The sequence below is a fragment of the Kutzneria sp. CA-103260 genome (assembly GCF_018263855.1).
Taxonomy (GTDB): Bacteria; Actinomycetota; Actinomycetes; order Mycobacteriales; family Pseudonocardiaceae; genus Kutzneria.
Genome location: NZ_CP073318.1, coordinates 9,255,161 through 9,273,109, shown reverse-complemented (window position 1 = coordinate 9,273,109; position 17,949 = coordinate 9,255,161). Strand labels below are relative to the sequence as shown.

The 17,949-nt window shown below is 66.8% G+C and carries 19 protein-coding genes; 7 read left to right on the top strand and 12 right to left on the bottom strand.

Translation table 11 applies throughout. The features are described 5' to 3' along the window. Window positions 1-140 precede the first annotated feature (140 nt). From JJ691_RS41185 to JJ691_RS41150, 8 genes are all read right to left on the bottom strand, one after another. On the bottom strand, window positions 141-986 hold the full coding sequence (locus JJ691_RS41185) for a thioesterase family protein (RefSeq protein WP_211764879.1): 846 nt from the start codon (window positions 984-986) through the stop codon (window positions 141-143). Then, window positions 983-1,909 carry a proline dehydrogenase family protein gene (locus JJ691_RS41180; protein ID WP_211764878.1) on the bottom strand — a complete coding sequence of 309 codons (927 nt, stop codon included), beginning with the start codon at window positions 1,907-1,909 and terminating at the stop codon, window positions 983-985. The genes JJ691_RS41185 and JJ691_RS41180 overlap by 4 nt, the downstream gene beginning before the upstream one ends. 49 nt (window positions 1,910-1,958) lie before the next feature. After that, window positions 1,959-2,750: a sugar phosphate isomerase/epimerase family protein gene (locus JJ691_RS41175; protein ID WP_211764877.1), complete on the bottom strand. Its 792-nt coding sequence runs from the start codon at window positions 2,748-2,750 to the stop codon at window positions 1,959-1,961. Beyond that, the gene (locus JJ691_RS41170) at window positions 2,751-4,010 is read right to left on the bottom strand and encodes a hypothetical protein (protein WP_211764876.1); all 1,260 of its coding nucleotides are present in this window, start codon (window positions 4,008-4,010) and stop codon (window positions 2,751-2,753) included. Next, window positions 4,007-4,993 carry a Ppx/GppA phosphatase family protein gene (locus tag JJ691_RS41165; protein ID WP_211764875.1) on the bottom strand — a complete coding sequence of 329 codons (987 nt, stop codon included), beginning with the start codon at window positions 4,991-4,993 and terminating at the stop codon, window positions 4,007-4,009. The genes JJ691_RS41170 and JJ691_RS41165 overlap by 4 nt, the downstream gene beginning before the upstream one ends. An 85-nt stretch (window positions 4,994-5,078) precedes the next feature. Next, window positions 5,079-5,759, bottom strand: a complete 681-nt coding sequence (locus JJ691_RS41160) for a response regulator transcription factor (RefSeq protein WP_211764874.1) — start codon at window positions 5,757-5,759, stop codon at window positions 5,079-5,081. Beyond that, window positions 5,756-7,033, bottom strand: a complete 1,278-nt coding sequence (locus JJ691_RS41155; protein WP_211764873.1) for a sensor histidine kinase — start codon at window positions 7,031-7,033, stop codon at window positions 5,756-5,758. The genes JJ691_RS41160 and JJ691_RS41155 overlap by 4 nt, the downstream gene beginning before the upstream one ends. A gap of 210 nt (window positions 7,034-7,243) precedes the next feature. Beyond that, window positions 7,244-8,113, bottom strand: coding sequence for an oxidoreductase (locus JJ691_RS41150; RefSeq protein WP_211764872.1), 870 nt, complete (start codon window positions 8,111-8,113; stop codon window positions 7,244-7,246). 77 nt (window positions 8,114-8,190) lie between these two features. On the opposite strand from JJ691_RS41150, the gene JJ691_RS41145 reads away from it, so the two are divergent. Beyond that, entirely contained in the window at window positions 8,191-8,835 is a 645-nt protein-coding gene (locus JJ691_RS41145; protein WP_211764871.1) for a helix-turn-helix transcriptional regulator, read from the top strand. A 34-nt stretch (window positions 8,836-8,869) separates the two neighbouring features. Here the strand turns inward: JJ691_RS41145 and JJ691_RS41140 are convergent, their stop codons facing one another. After that, window positions 8,870-9,607 (bottom strand): phosphoglyceromutase, encoded by a 738-nt coding sequence (locus JJ691_RS41140; protein ID WP_211764870.1) that lies wholly within the window; start codon window positions 9,605-9,607, stop codon window positions 8,870-8,872. Between the two features lie 72 nt (window positions 9,608-9,679). Here JJ691_RS41140 and JJ691_RS41135 point away from each other — a divergent pair, with 72 nt between their 5' ends. After that, window positions 9,680-10,864, top strand: a complete 1,185-nt coding sequence (locus tag JJ691_RS41135) for a hypothetical protein (protein WP_211764869.1) — start codon at window positions 9,680-9,682, stop codon at window positions 10,862-10,864. Between the two features lie 3 nt (window positions 10,865-10,867). Here JJ691_RS41135 and JJ691_RS41130 read toward each other — a convergent pair whose 3' ends face one another. Continuing rightward, complete coding sequence (locus tag JJ691_RS41130; protein WP_211764868.1) at window positions 10,868-11,068, bottom strand: hypothetical protein; 201 nt, start codon at window positions 11,066-11,068, stop codon at window positions 10,868-10,870. 420 nt (window positions 11,069-11,488) lie between these two features. On the opposite strand from JJ691_RS41130, the gene JJ691_RS41125 reads away from it, so the two are divergent. From JJ691_RS41125 to JJ691_RS41110, 4 genes are all read left to right on the top strand, one after another. Further along, entirely contained in the window at window positions 11,489-11,680 is a 192-nt protein-coding gene (locus tag JJ691_RS41125) for a hypothetical protein (RefSeq protein ID WP_211764867.1), read from the top strand. Window positions 11,681-11,683: 3 nt separating this feature from the next. Next, on the top strand, window positions 11,684-12,088 hold the full coding sequence (locus JJ691_RS41120; RefSeq protein WP_249228336.1) for a PIN domain-containing protein: 405 nt from the start codon (window positions 11,684-11,686) through the stop codon (window positions 12,086-12,088). 185 nt (window positions 12,089-12,273) lie between these two features. After that, the gene (locus tag JJ691_RS41115) at window positions 12,274-12,507 is read left to right on the top strand and encodes a hypothetical protein (RefSeq protein WP_211764865.1); all 234 of its coding nucleotides are present in this window, start codon (window positions 12,274-12,276) and stop codon (window positions 12,505-12,507) included. 621 nt (window positions 12,508-13,128) lie between these two features. Then, window positions 13,129-14,226, top strand: a complete 1,098-nt coding sequence (locus JJ691_RS41110; protein ID WP_211764864.1) for a DNA-methyltransferase — start codon at window positions 13,129-13,131, stop codon at window positions 14,224-14,226. Between the two features lie 340 nt (window positions 14,227-14,566). Here JJ691_RS41110 and JJ691_RS41105 read toward each other — a convergent pair whose 3' ends face one another. Then, the gene (locus JJ691_RS41105; RefSeq protein WP_211764863.1) at window positions 14,567-15,259 is read right to left on the bottom strand and encodes a hypothetical protein; all 693 of its coding nucleotides are present in this window, start codon (window positions 15,257-15,259) and stop codon (window positions 14,567-14,569) included. A gap of 1,754 nt (window positions 15,260-17,013) precedes the next feature. On the opposite strand from JJ691_RS41105, the gene JJ691_RS41100 reads away from it, so the two are divergent. Beyond that, on the top strand, window positions 17,014-17,487 hold the full coding sequence (locus JJ691_RS41100) for an HDIG domain-containing metalloprotein (RefSeq protein ID WP_442912804.1): 474 nt from the start codon (window positions 17,014-17,016) through the stop codon (window positions 17,485-17,487). On the opposite strand, the gene JJ691_RS41095 is transcribed toward JJ691_RS41100, so the two are convergent. Continuing rightward, window positions 17,475-17,945 carry an NUDIX hydrolase gene (locus JJ691_RS41095; RefSeq protein ID WP_211764861.1) on the bottom strand — a complete coding sequence of 157 codons (471 nt, stop codon included), beginning with the start codon at window positions 17,943-17,945 and terminating at the stop codon, window positions 17,475-17,477. The genes JJ691_RS41100 and JJ691_RS41095 overlap by 13 nt on opposite strands. Between the last annotated feature and the right edge of the window lie 4 nt (window positions 17,946-17,949).

Sequence of the window (17,949 nt, the reverse complement as noted above, 5' to 3'; positions counted from 1 at the left end):
TGGCTCAACCGAGCAGGCGATTCCCTGAATCAATATGTAAAGCATTTCATCGGACTTCTGACGCATTAAGGGGCCCTGAACAGCACAAAGCCCGGGTCCCACGACACCGTGGGCGACCCCGGGCTCACTGTGCGAACCGGTCAGGAGCTGTTGGTCTCCTGGGGACTCAGCGCCAGCTGGCGGGCCTGGCAGACCAGGCGGCCGGACGCGTCGAGGATGGTGGCGTCCTGGTCGAACCACTGCCCGTGCACGGCCCGGCACTCGACCTGGGCGCGCAACCAGCCTGGCTCGGGACGGGCCCGCACCAGCCCGGTCAGCTGCACGGTGGGTGACCACCCGAAGCGACCGAGGTTGAAGGTCAGCGGCATGGCGATGTCGCCGGCAACCAGTGCGAAGAACGGGTCGGGCTGTTCGCCGCCGCGGGGGCGGACCCACATACGCAGGCGCAGAGGGTCGCCGGTGCGGCGTTCGAGGAAGCCGGCGCCGAGCGGGTCGACCAGGACCTCGCAGGCGCGGGCCAGTTTGAACACGCCGACTGCGTTGGGCAGGGAGCCGAGGTCGATGGCGTTGGCCGGCGGCAGCACCGGGAGTTCGGGCAGGTCACGCCAGGCGGGCCGCTCCTCGGGCAGCCGCCCCACGGTGACCATGGCCTCGACGCAGGCGGAGCCCCGCTGCTCAAGGCTGACGCGCACGACCACCACGGTGCGCCCGGTCTTGCGGACCTCGGTGCGCAGCATCACCGGCCCGACGGACGGCGCGCGCAGGAACTGGGCGCTGACGGCGAGCGGATCGAGCAGTTCGCTGCCGGAGCTTTCCAGCACCTGCACCGCGGCTCTGGCCAGCAGCGCGAGGAGGAAGCCGCCATGGGGCTTGGTGCCGACCGTCCAGTCGGACGGCAGGTCCGCGATGGCGGTGCCGTCCCCGAGCGGGCGCACGGCGGACGCGGCCGAGAACAGCCGGATCGCCGCCGCCTGTCCGGCGCTCATGATCGCCCGGCCAGGGAGCGGAGGAAGAACGCGGTGTTCGCGGGGCGCTCGGCCAGCCGCCGCATCAGGTAGCCATACCACTGTTCGCCATAGGGCACGTAGACCCGCACCGCCTCACCTGAGTTGACGAGCCGTCGCTGCTCGTCGGGTCGGATTCCGTACAGCATCTGATATTCGTAGCTACCTGGTTTACGGCCGTACCACAGCGCGCGTTCGGCGATCACCGCGACAAGTCTCGGGTCGTGGGTCGCGAACATGGGATAGCCGCGGCCGGCCAGCAACGCGTTCGCGCAGCGTACGTAGCTGAGATCGACCTCGTGCGGGTGCGCGAACGCCACCGAAGCCGGCTCCGCGTATGCCCCTTTGCACAGCCGAACACGGGACCCGCTGCCGGCCAGCGCCACGCAGTCGTCGAGGGTGCGCCGCAGGTAGGCCTGCAGCACGGCGCCGACCCACGGCCAGGTCCGCCGCAGTTCGGCGAGCACCCGCAGCGTGGAGTCGGTGGTGCTGTGGTCCTCCATGTCCAGCGTGATCGTGGTGCCGCACTGCTCCGCCGCGGCGGCGATGCGCGACGCGTTGTCGAGCGCGAGGCGCTCGTCCAAAGCTTGACCAATGGAGGAAAGCTTCACACTTGCTTCAGCGTGCGCGGACAGCCCGTCAGTGTGCAGACGATCGAGCAAACGCAGGTACGCCTGCACGTTCTGCTCGGCGACCAGCTCGTCGGAGGTGTCCTCGCCCAGGTAGTCCAGCGACACCGACAGCCCGTCGTCCACCAGTCGTGCGGTTACGGCGACGACGTCGTCGGTGCTCTCACCCGCGACGAACCGGCGCACCACGTCCCGGCTCACCGGCGCGGTCGCCACGAGCCGGCGGACGGCGTCGTTGGCGCCGGCCGCGAGGATCAGGGTTCGCAGCGGGTGCACGGCGTGACTCTACGTCCCAGCGGACGATCACGGTTACCGAAGTTACCGATCAGTTCTGCCCAAGGTTGAGCCGCGCGAAGAGCAGCGCCTCAGCGAGTTCGGCGGCCCGCTCGCCGGGACCACGCGCACGCCGGGTGTTCACCTCGAGCACGACCTGCCCGGCGAAGTCGGAGGCGGCGAGCTGTTCACAGAACGTCGCGCAGGGCTGAATCCCTCGACCGGGGACGAGGTGTTCGTCGCGCGCGGCACCGCTGCCGTCAGCCAGGTGGACGTGCACGAGTCCGTTGCCCATGCGCTGCGCCATCGCCAGCGGATCCATCTGCGCGGCGGCGGTGTGCGACAGATCCAGCGTGTAGTGCGCGTGCCCGACGTCGGTCGGGTCCACGGACGGCTTGAACGCCGACAGCTCGGTGCCGCGCAGCCGCACCGGGAACATGTTCTCCACGGCGATCGCCACATCGCTGGTCTCGTCCAGCTCGGCGACGAGCTCGGTGAACCGCTCGGCATAGCGCCGCTGCCAACGGAACGGCGGGTGCACGACGACCGTCGGGGCGTCCAGCACCTGCGCGGCGGTCACCGCGCGGCGCAGCCGGATCACCGGGTCGGGCGACCACACGCGCTGGCTGATCAGCAGGCACGGCGCGTGCACGGCCAGCACCGGCACGCCGTGCCGGTCGGACAGGTCGAGCAGGGCGTCCATGTCCTGGCTGACCGGGTCGGCCCAGACCATCACCTCGACGCCGTCGTAGCCGAGCTCGCCGGCCAGCTCGAAGGCCGTGCCGACGGGTTCCGGGTACACCGAGGCCGTGGACAGCCCGACCGGGATGTGTCGAGCGGACAACTAGTGCCCGATCAGCCGCAGCGCGGCCGGCGACACCGTCACGATCAGACCGACGAGCACGGCGAGCACCATGGTCTGGAGGTCGTCGGCCTTGCGGATGCGCCGCACGACGATCACCAGCGCGACGATGACGACCACCGCGGCGGCCAGCGCGGCCGCCGGGATCCAGTTCCACAGGAACTGGAAGCCCAGCCAGAGCGCGGCGCCGCCGACGACGCCGACGGCGAGCTGGGCGATCATCATCAGCCACTGCCTGCCCGGGGAGCCCTCGGCCTCCTCAGCGGCGTCCTCGTCCTCGACGGCGAGCGCGCCGCCGACGCCGGCGGGCGCCGCGTCGTGGTCCACCGAGTAGGACAGGGACTTGGCCGCCTCGTAGTCGTACTCGTACTCGTCGTCGTCCTCGTCGACGTACGGGCCGGCGTGCGCCTGGGTGCTCTCCATGGGCGGCGCCGGCACGGCCGCACGTGGGACCCCGAAGTCGTCATCGTCGTCGACGAGCGGCCCGGGGTGGGCCTGCGTGCTCTCCCCGACCGCGGCGGCCGGGATGCGCGGCAGCTGCTCGGTGACGCCCTCCTGCGGCGGCGCGCCGGCCAGCCGGTTGGCCAGCGAGTTGCCGGGCGGCGGCGTGTCAGGCGTGATCGGCCGCAGGTGCGTGGTGTCCGCGGTGGCGTCCACCGGCGGCGGCGTGCCGGGTGGCACCGGGCGGAAGTAGCCAGTGGGCTGCGGCTGCTGCTGCGACGGCCGCGGCAGGTCAGCCCGCGACAGGTTGGTGCGGGACGACTCGATACGCGGCGGAGGCGGCGGTGTTCGTCCGGCAGCGGGTGCCCCGGGGCGCACCGGCGGCGGGCGCATGCCGGTGGCGGTCGACTGCGGGGCGGCCGCGGGCGGCACCGGGGCCTGCTGCTGGGGGCCGGCTTGCGGCACGGGCGGCGGAGGCGGAGCCTGCGGGCCGGGCTGCGGCGGCTGCTGCACCGGCCGCTTGGGCAGCTGCTGCGATGTCGCGGCGGGCGGCGTCGGGGGCTGCTGACGGACCGGCGGCTGGGTGCCGACCGTCGTCTCCTCGGCGTCGTCCCGGATCGCCCTCAGGTTGCCGCTGTCCGACAGCACCCGGTCGATGATCGCCTGGGGCGCCGTGTCGGTCGGCTCGTCGGCCCGGCGCCGACGACGTCTGGGCGCACTGTCCTCGGAGTTGGCCCCGTACTGGGCGAGCAACTCCGCGACCGTGCGCTGACTGCGCTCGGAACCGCTTTCTCGACTCATTGATTCCACCGTGCCCCGAAGTGCGCCGTCCGTCCAGTCTCGCCGGCCGGCTGCGCGCCGTCCGTGTGGTCCAGTCGACGAAGGATGACACCTTCGCGCAGCGCCCAGGGGCAGATCTCGAGTTCTGTGAGTGACAACGCTCGCATGGTGGCCTCCGCCACGAGTGCGCCGGCGACCAGTTGCGCCGAACGGCCGGCGCTGACGCCTTCCAGTTCGGCGATGTCCCCGGCGGACATCCGGGAAATGAACGCGATCAGCTGGCGCAGCCCCGAGTGGGTGAGCACCCGGCGCACCCGCGGCCCCTGGCCGGACGGGGCGGCGCCGGTCAGCCGGGCCAGCGTGCGGAACGTCTTCGAGGTGGCGGCGACCAGGTCCGGCTCGCCGAGCCGGAGCACCCGCTTGGCCACCGGCGCGATCTGCTCGTCGATCCACTCGGTGGTGTCGCGCAGCTCGTGCCGGCTCGGCGGGTCGTGCCGGAACCGGGTCCTGGTGACGCGGCCCGCGCCCAGCGGGATCGAACAGGCCAGGTCCGGGCTCTCGTCCCGGCCGACGGCGATCTCCAGCGAGCCGCCGCCGATGTCCAGGTTCAGCAGCCGGCCGGCGGACCAGCCATACCAGCGGCGCACCGCGAGAAAGGTGTACCGGGCCTCGTCCTCGCCACTGAGCACCTGCAGCTCGACGCCGGTCTCCTTGCGCACGCGCTCCAGCACGGCCGCGGAGTTGCCGGCCTCTCGCACCGCGGAGGTGGCGAACGCCATCAGGTCCTCGCAGCCGAACTGCGCCGCGGACGCCTTTCCGTCGGCCACCGCCTTGACCAGCGAGTCGGCCCCGTGCTTGGACAGCTGGCCGCTGCCGGTGAGCTGCTCGGCCAGCCGCAGCACCGACTTCTCCGACGACATCGGCGTCGGATGGGCACCACGATGCGCGTCCACCACCAACAGGTGGACAGTGTTAGACCCGACGTCAAGCACCCCTAGGCGCACGCGGAGCACCGTACCTGGCGGGCGTGACAATCCCGTAATCCCCCATCCGGTGAAGTGCTTCCACCGGATGGGGCACGTGTCGGGATCAGGACTCGAACTTGTAGCCGAGCCCGCGCACGGTCACCAGGTGCTGCGGGGCGGACGGATCCGGTTCGATCTTGGACCGAAGCCGCTTGACGTGCACGTCGAGCGTCTTGGTGTCGCCGACGTAGTCGGCGCCCCACACCCGGTCGATGAGCTGGCCCCTGGTCAGCACCCGTCCAACGTTGCGCAGCAGGTACTCCAGCAGGTCGAACTCCTTGAGCGGCAACGACACCTCGCCGCCGTCCACGGTGACCACGTGCCGCTCCACGTCCATCCGGACCGGGCCGGCCTCCAGGACCTGCGGCAGCAGCTCCTCGGACTCGCCGCCGCGGCGCAGCACGGCGCGGATGCGGGCGATCAGCTCGCGGGCCGAGTACGGCTTGGTGACGTAGTCGTCGGCGCCCAGCTCCAGGCCGACCACCTTGTCGATCTCGCTGTCCCGGGCCGTGACCATGATCACGGGCACCGCCGAGCGCTGGCGCAGCGCCTTGCACACGTCGGTGCCGCTCATGCCGGGCAGCATGAGGTCGAGCAGCACGATGTCGGCGCCGTTGCGGTCGAACTCCTCGAGCGCCTCCTGGCCGGTCCCGGCCAGCGCGGCGGTGAAGCCCTCCTTGCGCAGCAGGAAGGCGAGCGGATCGGCGAAGGACTCCTCGTCCTCGACGATGAGCACCCTGGTCACGGCTTTCCTCCATGATCGCTGCTGACGCCGTCGCCGGCGTCCACACCATCCGCCCCGGTCGGGACGAGTCTGGTGTCTCCGGTCGGGACGTGCCCGTTGTTCCTGTCGGTCACGGCCTCGGGCCGCGTTCCTTCCGGTTCGTCACCCGACCGCGGCGCGGGCGCGCCGTGGGCCGGGATCCGCAGAGTGAAGGTCGACCCGGTGCCGGGTTGACTCCACAGCTTCACCTCGCCGCCGTGGTTGGCGGCGACATGCTTGACGATGGCCAGCCCCAGCCCGGTGCCGCCGGTCATGCGCGAACGCGCCGGGTCGGCCCGGTAGAACCGCTCGAACACGCGGTGCTGCTGGTCGGGGGCGATGCCCATGCCGCGGTCGGTGACCGCGACCTCCACGAAACCGTCCTCGGTGCGGCGGCTGACCGACACCGGGCTGCCCGGCTGCGAGTAGGCGATGGCGTTGTCCAGCAGGTTGCTCAGCGCCGTGACCAGCAGCGTCCGGTCGCCGTCGACGACCAGGTCGCTGTTGTCGTCGGTGGTGATCTCGATGCCCGCGGACTCGGCGGCCAGCCGGCTGCGGCCGAGCGCCTCGCGCACCACCTCGTCCACCCCGATCGGGGTCATCTCCGGCAGCTGCTCGGCCCCCTGCAGCCGGGACAGCGCGATCAGCTCGGTGACCAGCCGGCCCAGCCGGGTCGCCTCGTGCAGGATCTTGCTGCTGAACCGGCGCACCTCGACCTGGTCGTCGGCGGCGTCCAGGACGGCCTCGGCCAGCAGCGCGAGCGCGCCGACCGGCGTTTTGAGCTCGTGGCTGACGTTGGCCACGAAGTCACGGCGGATCGCCTCCAGCCGGACGGCCTCGGACTCGTCGTTGGCGTCGACCACGGTGAAGCCGTCGCCGAGCGGTCTGACCTCGCCGCGCACCGCCTCCGGCTGCCGGCCGCCACGCGACTGGAGCGGCGAGAGGTCGACCTCCATCACCTCACCGGAGGCGGCGACCAGCTCCGCTGCTTTGCGCGCGCGGTCGTCGACCTGCGTGCCCCGGACCACGCCGAGGGCCGCGGCGCGCGGGTTGTGCAGCACCACGTCGCCGAAGTGGTTGAGGACGACGACGCCGTTGTGCGAGGAGTGCACCACGCGCTGGACGAGATCGGAAACGGTGAGGACAACCGGCTGCGACGCGGCCCGTCTGGCCGTCACGCGGCCGATGAGGGAACCAACCAGCAAGCCGATCACCAGTAGGCCGATCGACAGGGCGAGATAGCCCGATGCGGTCACATCCGCATCGTAAGCAGGTCAGGGGCCCGCCGGCCTACCCCTCGACCGCCAACCGTGATACCGGCGACACCTCCGCACGCGACTGTTCCACGCCACGTCAGCTCCCGTTCACCCAGCTGTGTCCTGGGAGTGTCACATGCGCTTCCCGGGTGGCATGGGGCCACACATGGGAAGCGCACGTGACAACAGGGCCACTCGGCGGAGTGAACGTCAGGCGATGCCGTCGAGCACGGCGACATCCTCCGAGGAAAGCCGCAGCGATGCTCCGGCGATGTTCTCCTCGAGGTGCGCGACCGACGACGTGCCCGGGATGGCCAGCAGGTTGGGCGAGCGCTGGAGCAGCCAGGCCAGCGCCACCTGCGGCACTGTGGCGTTGTGCTGGTCGGCGATCGTCTTGATGCGGGGGTCGTTCACCAGCTCGAAGCCGCCGAGCGGGAAGAACGGCACGTAGGCGATGCCCTGGTCGGCGCAGGTGCGCACCAGAGCCTCATCCTGCCGGTTGGCGATGTTGTAGAGGTTCTGCACGCAGACCACCGGCGCGATCCGCTGCGCCTCGGCGAGCATGTCTGTGGTGACATTGCTCACACCAAGCTGTCCGATCAGGCCTTCCTCACGGAGCTGGGCCAGCACCGTGAACGGCTCCTCGACCGAGCGCTGCTCCGGGCCGGCGAAGCCCGGCATGCGGAGGTTGACCACGCCGATCTGGTCCACGCCCAGCCGCTTGAGGTTGTCGTGCACGGCCTCGCGCAGCTCGTCCGGGCTCAGCGCCTCCGGCCAGCCGCCGTCCGGCGTGCGCCGCGCGCCGACCTTGGTGACCAGCACCAGGTCGTCGGTGTACGGGTGCAGCGCCTCGCGCAGGATCTCGTTGGCCACGTACGGGCCGTAGTAGTCGCTGGTGTCGATGTGGTTGACGCCCAGCTCGACGGCGCGACGCAGCACGGCGACCGCCGCGGCGCGGTCCTTCGGCGGGCCCATCACCCCCGGGCCGGTGAGCTGCATGGTGCCGTAGCCCAGGCGCGCCACCTGGCGGCCGCCCAGGTCCCAGTGCCCGGACTTCGTCGCGGAGATGTTCGATGTCATGACCCAAGCCTCGTCTTCGCGCCGGGCGAACGCTCGCGGTTGGCCAGAAGTGTCCACGATGGCGGAGACTTTCCACCGTGGACCAAGTCGTCGTCCTTCGTGGAGAACACGAGCTGCGCACCAGGGCACAGCACCTGTTCATAGCCCGACACGAGTTCACCGTCGCCGCGTCGGACACCGCGACCTGGTCCGCGCTCGAGACGACCGACGGCCTCGTCGACCGGATGCGGGCGCGGATCGAGGCCGGCGTGCGTGTGCGCAAGGTCTACAACGCCCGCATTCTCGACGACCGTGAAACCGCCGCGCGGCTGTCCGTGCTGGCCGGGGTCGGGCTCGGGGTGCGGCTGTGCCACACGCCGCTGTCCCACGAGACGATCGTGGTCGACCGCCGGATCGCGATCACCGCCGGTCCGCCCGTGGACGGCGTGCGCAGCTACACGGTCGTGCAGGCGCCGGACGTCGTGGCCGGGCTGGCCATGCTGTTCGAAGTGAGCTGGGACGCCGCCACCGACCTGGCCGAGTTCGAGGGACCGGCGCTGGACGAGCGCAGCCGCGAGGTGGCCGCGATGCTCGGCAGCGGACTCACCGACGAGGCCTCGGCGCGCAAGCTCGGGCTGTCGCTGCGGACCTACCGGCGGCGGGTGGCCGAGCTGATGGAGCTGCTGGAGGCCGACTCCCGGTTCCAGGCCGGTCTGCGGGCCCGCGACCTGGGCGTTCGATAAGGGGCAGGGCCGACGCCGTTGGCGGCCCCGATGCTCAGCGTCCCTGGTTGGCGACGGCCTGGATGGCGTCCGCGGCCGCGTTCGGGTCGAGGTAGGTGCCGCCGGGCGTGATCGGCTTCAGGTTCTCGTCCAGGTCGTAGCGCAGCGGGATGCCGGTCGGGATGTTCAGCTTGGCGATCGCCTCGTCCGAGACGCCGTCCAGGTGCTTGACCAGGGCGCGCAGCGAGTTGCCGTGCGCGGCGACCAGCACCGTCTTGCCGGCCTTGAGGTCCGGCACGATCGCCGACTCCCAGTAGGGCAGCAGCCGGGTGACGACGTCCTTCAGGCACTCCGTGCGCGGCGCGGTCGGGCCCAGGTCGGCGTAGCGCGGGTCGGTGTCCTGGCTGAACTCGCTGCCCAGCTCGATCTCCGGCGGCGGGGTGTCGTACGAGCGGCGCCAGAGCATGAACTGCTCCTCGCCGTACTGCTCCAGGGTCTGCTTCTTGTTCTTGCCCTGGAGCGCGCCGTAGTGGCGCTCGTTGAGACGCCAGTCGCGGCGGACCGGGATCCAGTGCCGGTCGGCGGCGTCCAGCGCGATGTTGGCCGTGGAGATCGCGCGGCGCAGCAGCGAGGTGTGCAGCACGTCGGGCAGCAGGCCGGCGTCCTTCAGCAGCTCACCGCCCCTCTTCGCCTCCGCGAGCCCCTTGTCGGACAGGGGGACGTCTACCCAACCGGTGAACAGGTTCTCGGCGTTCCAGACGCTCTCACCGTGACGCAGCAGGACAAGGCTCATGGCGGCAAGCCTGCCAGACGCGCTCCGGTGATCCGCTACGGTCACCTCGGACATCCGGGAAACGGGGGAGTCATGAGGCTTGTGCCGGTTGTCGCGGCGCTGATGCTGGTCACCGCAGGCATCGCCCAGGCCGCACCCGCCCCCGGTTCCGCCGGTGTCACCGGTTTCGCCGACGAGCACGTGCTGGGCACCGCCGAGCACTACGAGGTCGGCGGCACCACGCTCCGTGTCTACGGTGCCGACGGCAGCGTCGCCGTCGAGGACAACCGAGTGTCCCGCACCTTGCGCTTCGGGACCGCAGTCAGCTCCGCGACCATGGTCAGCGGCGCCTCTCGCGCCGGCTCCCGGTTCCTCTTCGACGGGATCGACCTGGACGTCGACAATGCCGACGGCACAAGGACTCTCACCCTCGGGATCGGCGCGGCCCAGGCGTCGTGGGTGGCTCCGCTGCGGCTGACCGTGCACCACGCCGAGGTGCCCGTCGACCTCACCCCGTCCGGCGCCGAGATCATCACCATGGAGCCGGTCGACGGCGTCGGCATCGTGCTCCGCGGTTACCCGGCGTCGCCGTTCACCCGGCCGCACGTGCTGGCCACCTATCCCGCCGCCCTCGGTGGCCTCGGCGCGCTGCCGGCGCTCCAGTACGAGGGCGCCCTTCGCTTCGGTAGCTCCGACCTCGGCTTTCCGCTGGCCTACGGCGACGACCGGCTCTACTCCGTCACCGAGTCCGGCACCATCGTCTCCGCTGCTCGCGGCGGGCGGTTCTCGCCCGTGCAGGCCCCCGACGGCAGCATCGCCGACGGTCTGCAGCTCAGCGCCGACGGTGTTGGCCTCGTGCACACCTTCGCCGGCTACTGGCTGGTCAAACGGGGTCAGTTCACCCTGCTGCCCGATGCCTGGTTCGACGGTCTCAGCCTCAACGCCAGCGCCCTGTCTCCCGGCGGTCGCGCCTTCGCCTTCGGCATCTCGGCCCCCTTGCCCTCCGTGCCGACGCAGGTGATCACCGTCGACCTGACTTCCGGTGCCCGCCGGACCTACTCACTGCTCGACGTCAAGCTGCCGTCCATCGCCGGGCTCGCCTACTCGGTGCGGCACCCCGGGCAGCTCTACCTGCTGCGGAACAGCCACCCGATCAGCATCCACCAGCCCGTGACCACCCAGTTGCAGGCCTTGGACCTGGGCGCCGGCACGCCGGCGGCGATCGGCTCTGCCATCCCCGAGTTCGCGCCGCGGCTGTTCTCCGCCGACGTCTTCTAGTCCCTAGAGCGGCGGGCACTGCCCCGGCAGCGCCGAGTCGCCCTCACACAGGTAGCAGACCCGGCCCGCGTTCACTGTTCGCGGCACGCCGCCGAGAACACCGAGCACCGGATGCGCGATCTCGCCCACGCCGCCACAGAGGTGGCACACCGTGCGTGGTTCGCGGTGGTCCGGCAGCTCCTCGTCGTCCTCGTCGCCGCCCATGCACGGCACCGTACAACGTGTTGATCAGCAGCGATACCGGCAACCGCGCGCCGATCCGGTGAAAGTCGTACCCTTGTCGGCGCACGCCCCGTCCATCCCCCCATGACGGAGGCGGGCACCGACTGCCCCGGCACCCACCCCCCTGGTCCGGGGCAGTCCTCTTTCTCCAGCAGACCGACGGCCCTCGGCTCCAGTGCCGAGGGCTGTCGGTCGCGAACCAGGCTCAGCTCGCGGTCTCCCGGGCACGCAGGTCCTTGCGCAGGATCTGTGTGTTCGAACCTCGATAAGCCGGTGACCAGGTCGAATAGGTGGGTCTTGCCGCCAAGTCTGTGGATCTGTTCCGTGGTGGTTCCGCCAACACGCGGGCGCGTGCCCAAGCCCGAGGTGGCACACTGGGTACGCCGGTCCAAGGAGGTGGCCATGACCACGAGCAGTGCCGACCAGCCCAGCAGGCAGCGCCCGACGACCGAGAAGCTGTTGGATGACCTGCTGCACAGCAAGCCGGCCATGACCATCGACGACCTGGCATGCGATGGCATCTTCGAGACCGACGAGGAGGTGGACGAGTTCATCGCGTTCACCTACGCCGAGCGGCGTCGGAACCTCGCCTGAGTGATGGCGTCGCCGGTCGTACTGGACACCGATGTGGTGTCGAAGAGGCTGAAAGGCCAGTTGCCGCACACGCTGACGGCGAGCCTGGAGGGCCGCCGGGCGCTGATTACGTTCATCACCCTGGGCGAGCTGACCAAGTGGGCCGAGATCCACGGCTGGGGTCCGGCGCGCTACCGGCGGCTGAACCAGCTCCTCGACAGGATGTCGGTCCTGCCCTACCACGACGACGTGGCGCACACCTGGGGCCTGATCTCCGCGCACGCCCACCAGCGCGGCCAGCGCAGCGACGATAACGACTCGTGGATCGCGGCCAACTGCCTGTCCTACGGGCTGCCGCTGGCCACCCTCAACACCAAGCACTACACAGGGTTCGTGACACACGAGCGGCTGGAACTCGTCACTGCCTGAGGCTCCAGCACTGCGAGCAATACCAGGTTGGAAGGACGGCGGATGCGCACCGTCACCGCGCTGAGCTGCGTCCGGTTTCGGTTCCTGAGTGACCGTGATTGCCCCTCTTGACCAGCGCCAATAGCTCTGCGTACTGCTGGCAGAAGTAGGTCGACCTCTGGCCGCCAGGCTGACATTGTCTCCACGTGATCAGACTCCTCGCCGAAGGTCGTGAGCTGGCGCTGTCCGAGCAGCAGGTCTCCAGGGTCAAGTTCTGGCTCTGCGAGGTTCTGTCCACCGCCCGCTGCCGCGTCACAGCGGGACCAGGTGTGGGGATCGTCGTGCTGGACAGGGAGCCCGACGACCTAACGCCCTGGTTGCAACGCCATGTCGAAGAGGTCATCGGTTGTGAGCTCGCACCGGATCCCGGATCCTTCTGATCAAGGGTCGGCCACTGCGGACACTTGTCATCGCTTGTTCGTACCTGCCGTGAGCTGCACTGCCTGCGACATGCAGCTGACCGCCCGCCATGGACGCACGCGAACGTTTGTCGTTGATTACTGGCAATAAACTGGCGTTTTGGCTTTGAAGCCTCTCCCTACAAGGAAGGAGCCTCGCGCCATCCCGTCGACCTGGCAACGCCCGATCATGCATGTCAAGGGGGCACCTTCGCACTCGACCGGCGGCTCAAGGTGTCCTGCCCCTCCCCGCATAACAGGGCCTCGTGTCACCCCGTCGACTTGGCGCAACCTGATCGCACGTGTTAAGGGGGCACCTTCGAGCGTACCGGGGCTGCGCTGGGTCGCCGCCCCCTTGACGCGTGTGACTGCCCTTGGAGAGGTCGATGGGATGGCGCGGTTAAGGCCGCTCCCGAACCTCAGCGTGCCGTGTCCCTGTCCATCCTGTTGGCCTGCTCGTCCGGCGACGACAATGATCGTTGTTGTGTAGCACGGGCTTGACCCTGCCGTAGTGCTTTAGATGATCCGCGACACGCCGGCACCCGTTCCCGGTGTCGTACGGAGTGTGTACTAAAATTATCCCAAGCGTCTAAGGAGAGAAGAATGGTCGACCTTCAAGGCTTGCTTGACACTATAGAACTTGGCAATTGCCTTCCTTGGCTTAAGTCTCTCCCATCAGGGACGGTTGACTGTATTATCTCCTCGCCGCCGTACAACATCGGAAAGAAATATGAGACCCGCCAGGCTCTCGATAGCTATCTGGCACTCCAGACGGAAGTGCTTGCTGAATGTGCGCGCGTCTTGAAAGATACTGGTTCCATCTTCTGGCAAGTTGGATCGTACTCGCTTGCTGGAACACTAATACCTCTCGACGTAAAATTCTTCCCCATCCTCGAGGATCTTGGGCTTATTCCGCGTAATCGCATAATGTGGGTGCGTCAACACGGTCTTCATGCGAAGAATAAGTTCTCCGCTCGACATGAGTCAATCCTTTGGTTCACAAAGTCTGATTCGTACAAGTTTGAGCTCGACAATATCCGGGTTCCGCAAAAGTATCAGAACAAGAAATCATGGCGAGGTGACAACAAGGGCGAGTTGACCTGCAACCCTCTCGGGAAGAATCCGGGTGATATCTGGGCTTTTCAGAATGTTAAGCACAATCATGAAGAGCAGACAATCCATCCTGCCCAGTTTCCTGAGGCTATGGCCGCAAGGATGGTTCTTGCAACCACAGACTCGAAAGATGTAGTCCTTGATCCTTACATGGGAACCGGAACTGTCGCGGTTGTTGCACGTGACCATGACAGGCACTTCCTTGGTGCAGAAATATCGCCAGAGTATCACTCGGTCGCTCTTAGGCGGATTTCTGGAGAGCCCGACGCTTATGGAAAATTCCCTAATCTGAAGACTCTTCGCGAATACTGTTCTAGAAATAATGAATCTCCGGAAAAATATAGCTTTGATGTTCAGGTTGGAAAGGTGGCTACCAGCCGCGAGAAAGCGAAGATTTTTTCGGAAGAGTTCCATCTTGAGCAGCTAGAGGAACGTCTTGCGCTGGAGGAAGGTGCCTTCAGTGAACGACTTACCACAGGCGCGTCCTCGCACTACATGGACCCTGCTGATCTTGTAGCCAAGCCGCGAGATCTGCCAACCTTGTTTGATGATTCCATAACTGCAGAAGGGGGTGAAAAAACAGCATAAGTTAATAAGGTGATATCTCATAACTCGATCACGGGTGCCGCGCCTTGATCGTTGATGGCGACGGATACAGGTCATTTCGGTATCGTGTTCGGAGCCGATCGATCGCACTGTTCGCGAACCTTCAGCCAGGCCAGTTCCGCATTCTGGCCTGGCTGAAGGTCCAGCGTGTGGCGATGAGATCACAGATGGACGCGCCGGCAGGCAATGGTGGCTGGATCCGGTCGAGGGGTCCCGCCTACGGCGACCCGCTCGGCGATCGATCATTTCCATAATACTGCTTACGCGGCGTGAAGCGTGATCAGATCATCGACCAACGTCAAGATCCGTTACGAGGCACTCTTTAGAAGAGGCCATTAGATGGAGTTGAGAAAATAGCCACCCTGTTTCCATATTGTGCAGGCTTGTTCCATCGTATGTCGAAAGTTCGTACTTCCGTATCAAGGACATCGCGGCCGTACCTCTCTGCGTATGTGTTCCACTTTACTTGCACTTGCGTGGTTCCTGGGGGGATCGTGAGGCCGACGAGTCGGATCGGAATATCGAATACACCCAAACTGGTAACTGTATTTAGTTGCGCTTTTGCCTGTTCGTAGTACAAGGTACTATTTGACGCAGGAAAAGACCCACTCTTTGTTACGATGATCAATGCGCCAATAGGAAGCATGCCCGAAAGGGCTTGCTTTGAGCTGTAGACCGCTTCGCTACGGATTACATTATTCCAGAGAAAAGGATAGTTGGAGAACTGCCACTCAACTAGCACACTCCCCTTTCCTGCATCCCAGTCCGCACCAAACTCCTTTAGAGAGTCGGGAACTGGGACTTTTTTCCACCCTTTTTTAAGGGCATTTATTGTTAGCTTGGCGTTTGTTGCTTTAGGGTCAAATATGGGAGTTCCCGTTTTACCCTTTTGGCCACTTGGCTGCAATTGAATCTCAACTTGGTTGATTACTTCATCGATTTCACTCCATGAGGCAGCTCCTAAGGTTTGAAAGTACTCTGCAGCGCCGTTGAAATCGGTTGACTCGTAGAACATGTCCGCCAATCAGTCGACTTACAGGTTCTTGACAGCTTATCGGGGGACTGTGTCTACCGATCACGAGCCTCTAGATCCGCCTGACCTGCGCAAACCGGTTCTACACGTGAAGTTTGGTCGGCGAGTTGGCCTCCACGAGTCGTTTGTGCTACATGCCGTTGGCGGCTGGCAGACATGCGCACAGGCTGGCCGCTGCCAGAAGGGTTGCGCGGGGCCGCCGAAGGCAGGGGCCCCGTCGCGCGCCCTTCCGGGCTTGCGGCCACACCATGAGCTGCCAAGGTGACCAAGGCGCGCCGCCGCCAGCGGCGCGCGCCTTGATGCGAACTGGGCGCAGGCAGGTTTTTGCAGTTCAGTGAGGGTTTCGACCAGCCGCTAACGGCCACTGCTGGTCGCGGTGGTTGCTGTACTTTGCTGCTGTACAGCAACCGGCAACGCTGCTGGTCAGAGCGCTCCGCCCACGTCTTGAAGTCTTCACCCACAAGGGAGGGGCCTCACGCCATCCCGTCGACCTGGCAACGCCCGATCACGCGCGTCAAGGGGGCACCGTCGCGCGGTCCGGCGGCTGAGGCTGGAACGGCCCCCTTGACGCGTGTGATTGCCCTGCGGGAGGTCGATGGGATAGCGCGGTCAAGGCCCCACCCGAACGCAAGTAGCCCGTGTTCTTGGCCATCCTGTTGGCCTGCCCGTCCGGCGAGGACATCTCTTTTACTTCAACGCGGCTCGCGGGGGGCGCCGGACGGCGGTGGGGTGGCCAGCGGCCGGGGCCCCGCCGATCGGCCGAGCGGCCCCCGCAAGGGGGCCGCCTTGAATGAAGAGAAGAAAGTGTGAACACGTGCATGCAGCCCCCGACACGCCAGGTCAGTCAGGGCTGGGCAGCCCAGGTCATGGCGCATGATTGTCTGCATGACTGACGCCGTTTTGACCGTGCTAATTTCGGCGCTGACGTCGGGATCTGTAGCTCTAGGCATAGAGTGGTTAGCGAAACCCAGACTCGAAGCCCGAAAGGAGCGAATATTAAGCCTATACAGACATAGGCGAGAATTTGAAGGAAATCTAAGAACCGTAGCCATAACCTCGCTTCAGTGGGTAAAATACAGGCCCAGCCTGGAGACGAGAACTTGGACGAAGGTTGGCATGGAGGGAGATGTTGATAGCGCTTTCAATAGAATAGACGCCGCCACCAAGGCTATGTCGAAGAATCTTGGAGACTTTACGCTGACTTACTGGCCCACCAACCTTCAGAACTTAATAGTGCGATACATTGGAGCGACACGAGGGATTCAGCTGTCCGCGCGCACACGAGCAGAGAAGATGGAGGTACTAATCGAGCTGACGGCTCCGATGATGACTGCAATATCGGGCGGCAATCGGCACTTTATTCAACGCGGTCGCACACTCCTTGAACTTAACAGAGTTCTGACAAAGTACGCCCCGGACGATGTCGAATAGGCTTCTTTAGTGACGGATGCGGGGACGTCGATTCTAGTCCGACATAGCAGGCATTAGCGCACCGGACACGTCCAAGAATTCGCGGACGGCGGGTGAGCCGCCGTGGTCGCGGAGTCGTAGCCGTAGGTCGGTCCCCGCTTCCACCGATCGGGAGGACTTCGCGGTGGCGGCAAGCTTGGCTGCGGCGGCATGGGCGCGAAGCCAAGGCGGGGCGGCCCTAGGCTGGGCGCGTGCTGCTGAGCGAGTGGGCGACGGATCTGGCGCGTGATCGACTGGCGGAGTCACTGCCTCGGCGCTGGGCTCACGTGCAGGGGGTTGACGCGAAGGCTAGGCACGCTGCGGACTTGTTCGGGGAGGACGGTGACCTCCTGGTCGCGGCGGCGGTGCTGCACGACATCGGGTACGCCCCGGACCTGGCGACAACGCGATTCCACCCGTTGGACGGCGCACGGTATCTGCGGACCACGGATGCGCCGGCGCGGTTGGTGAACCTGGTGGCGAACCACTCGTGCGCGCCCCTTGAGGCGGAGCTGCGCGGGCTGTCGGCGGAGCTGGCGGAGTTCGAGGACGAGAAGACGGCGCTGCGGGACGCACTGTGGTGGGCGGACATGACGACCACGCCGGACGGGAAACCGACCACCGTCACGGCCAGGGTTGAGGAGATCCAGAAGCGCTACGGCCCTGAGGACATCGTGTCCTGCTTCGTTCGATGGGCGTGGCCTGAGCTGCTGGGCGCTGTCGAGCGGACCGAACGGCGGCTGGCCGATCAGGTGAAGTAGGGCTCCTGGCGCCCATCAAACCCGTGCTCGATGCGCAACTGGATCGACGGGTGGATGTTGAGTTCGTCCAGGCGCTCGCGGGTGACCCATTCGACTTCGCTGGATTCGCTGCTTGTACGCGGCTGGCCGCCGGTGGGAGTGGCACGGAAGCAGATGGAGAACTCCTGGCGGACCTCGCCGTCGTCGTAGGCGATCACGTGGGCGGGGTTGGAGTAGATGCCGATCACGCCGGTCACCTCGACGTCGATGCCGGTTTCCTCCGCCACCTCGCGGACCACTGCTTGGGCCACGGTCTCCCCCACCTCGTGCCCACCGCCGGGGATGGCGTACCGGTCGTTGTCGGTGCGGCGGATCATCAAGAGTCGGCCGGCGTCGTCCAGGACGAAGGCGCTCACGGCAACGCGCAAGCTGTTGGCCTGGGGAGCGTTCGGGTCGTTGTAGTGGTCGACGCGCGACAACTCG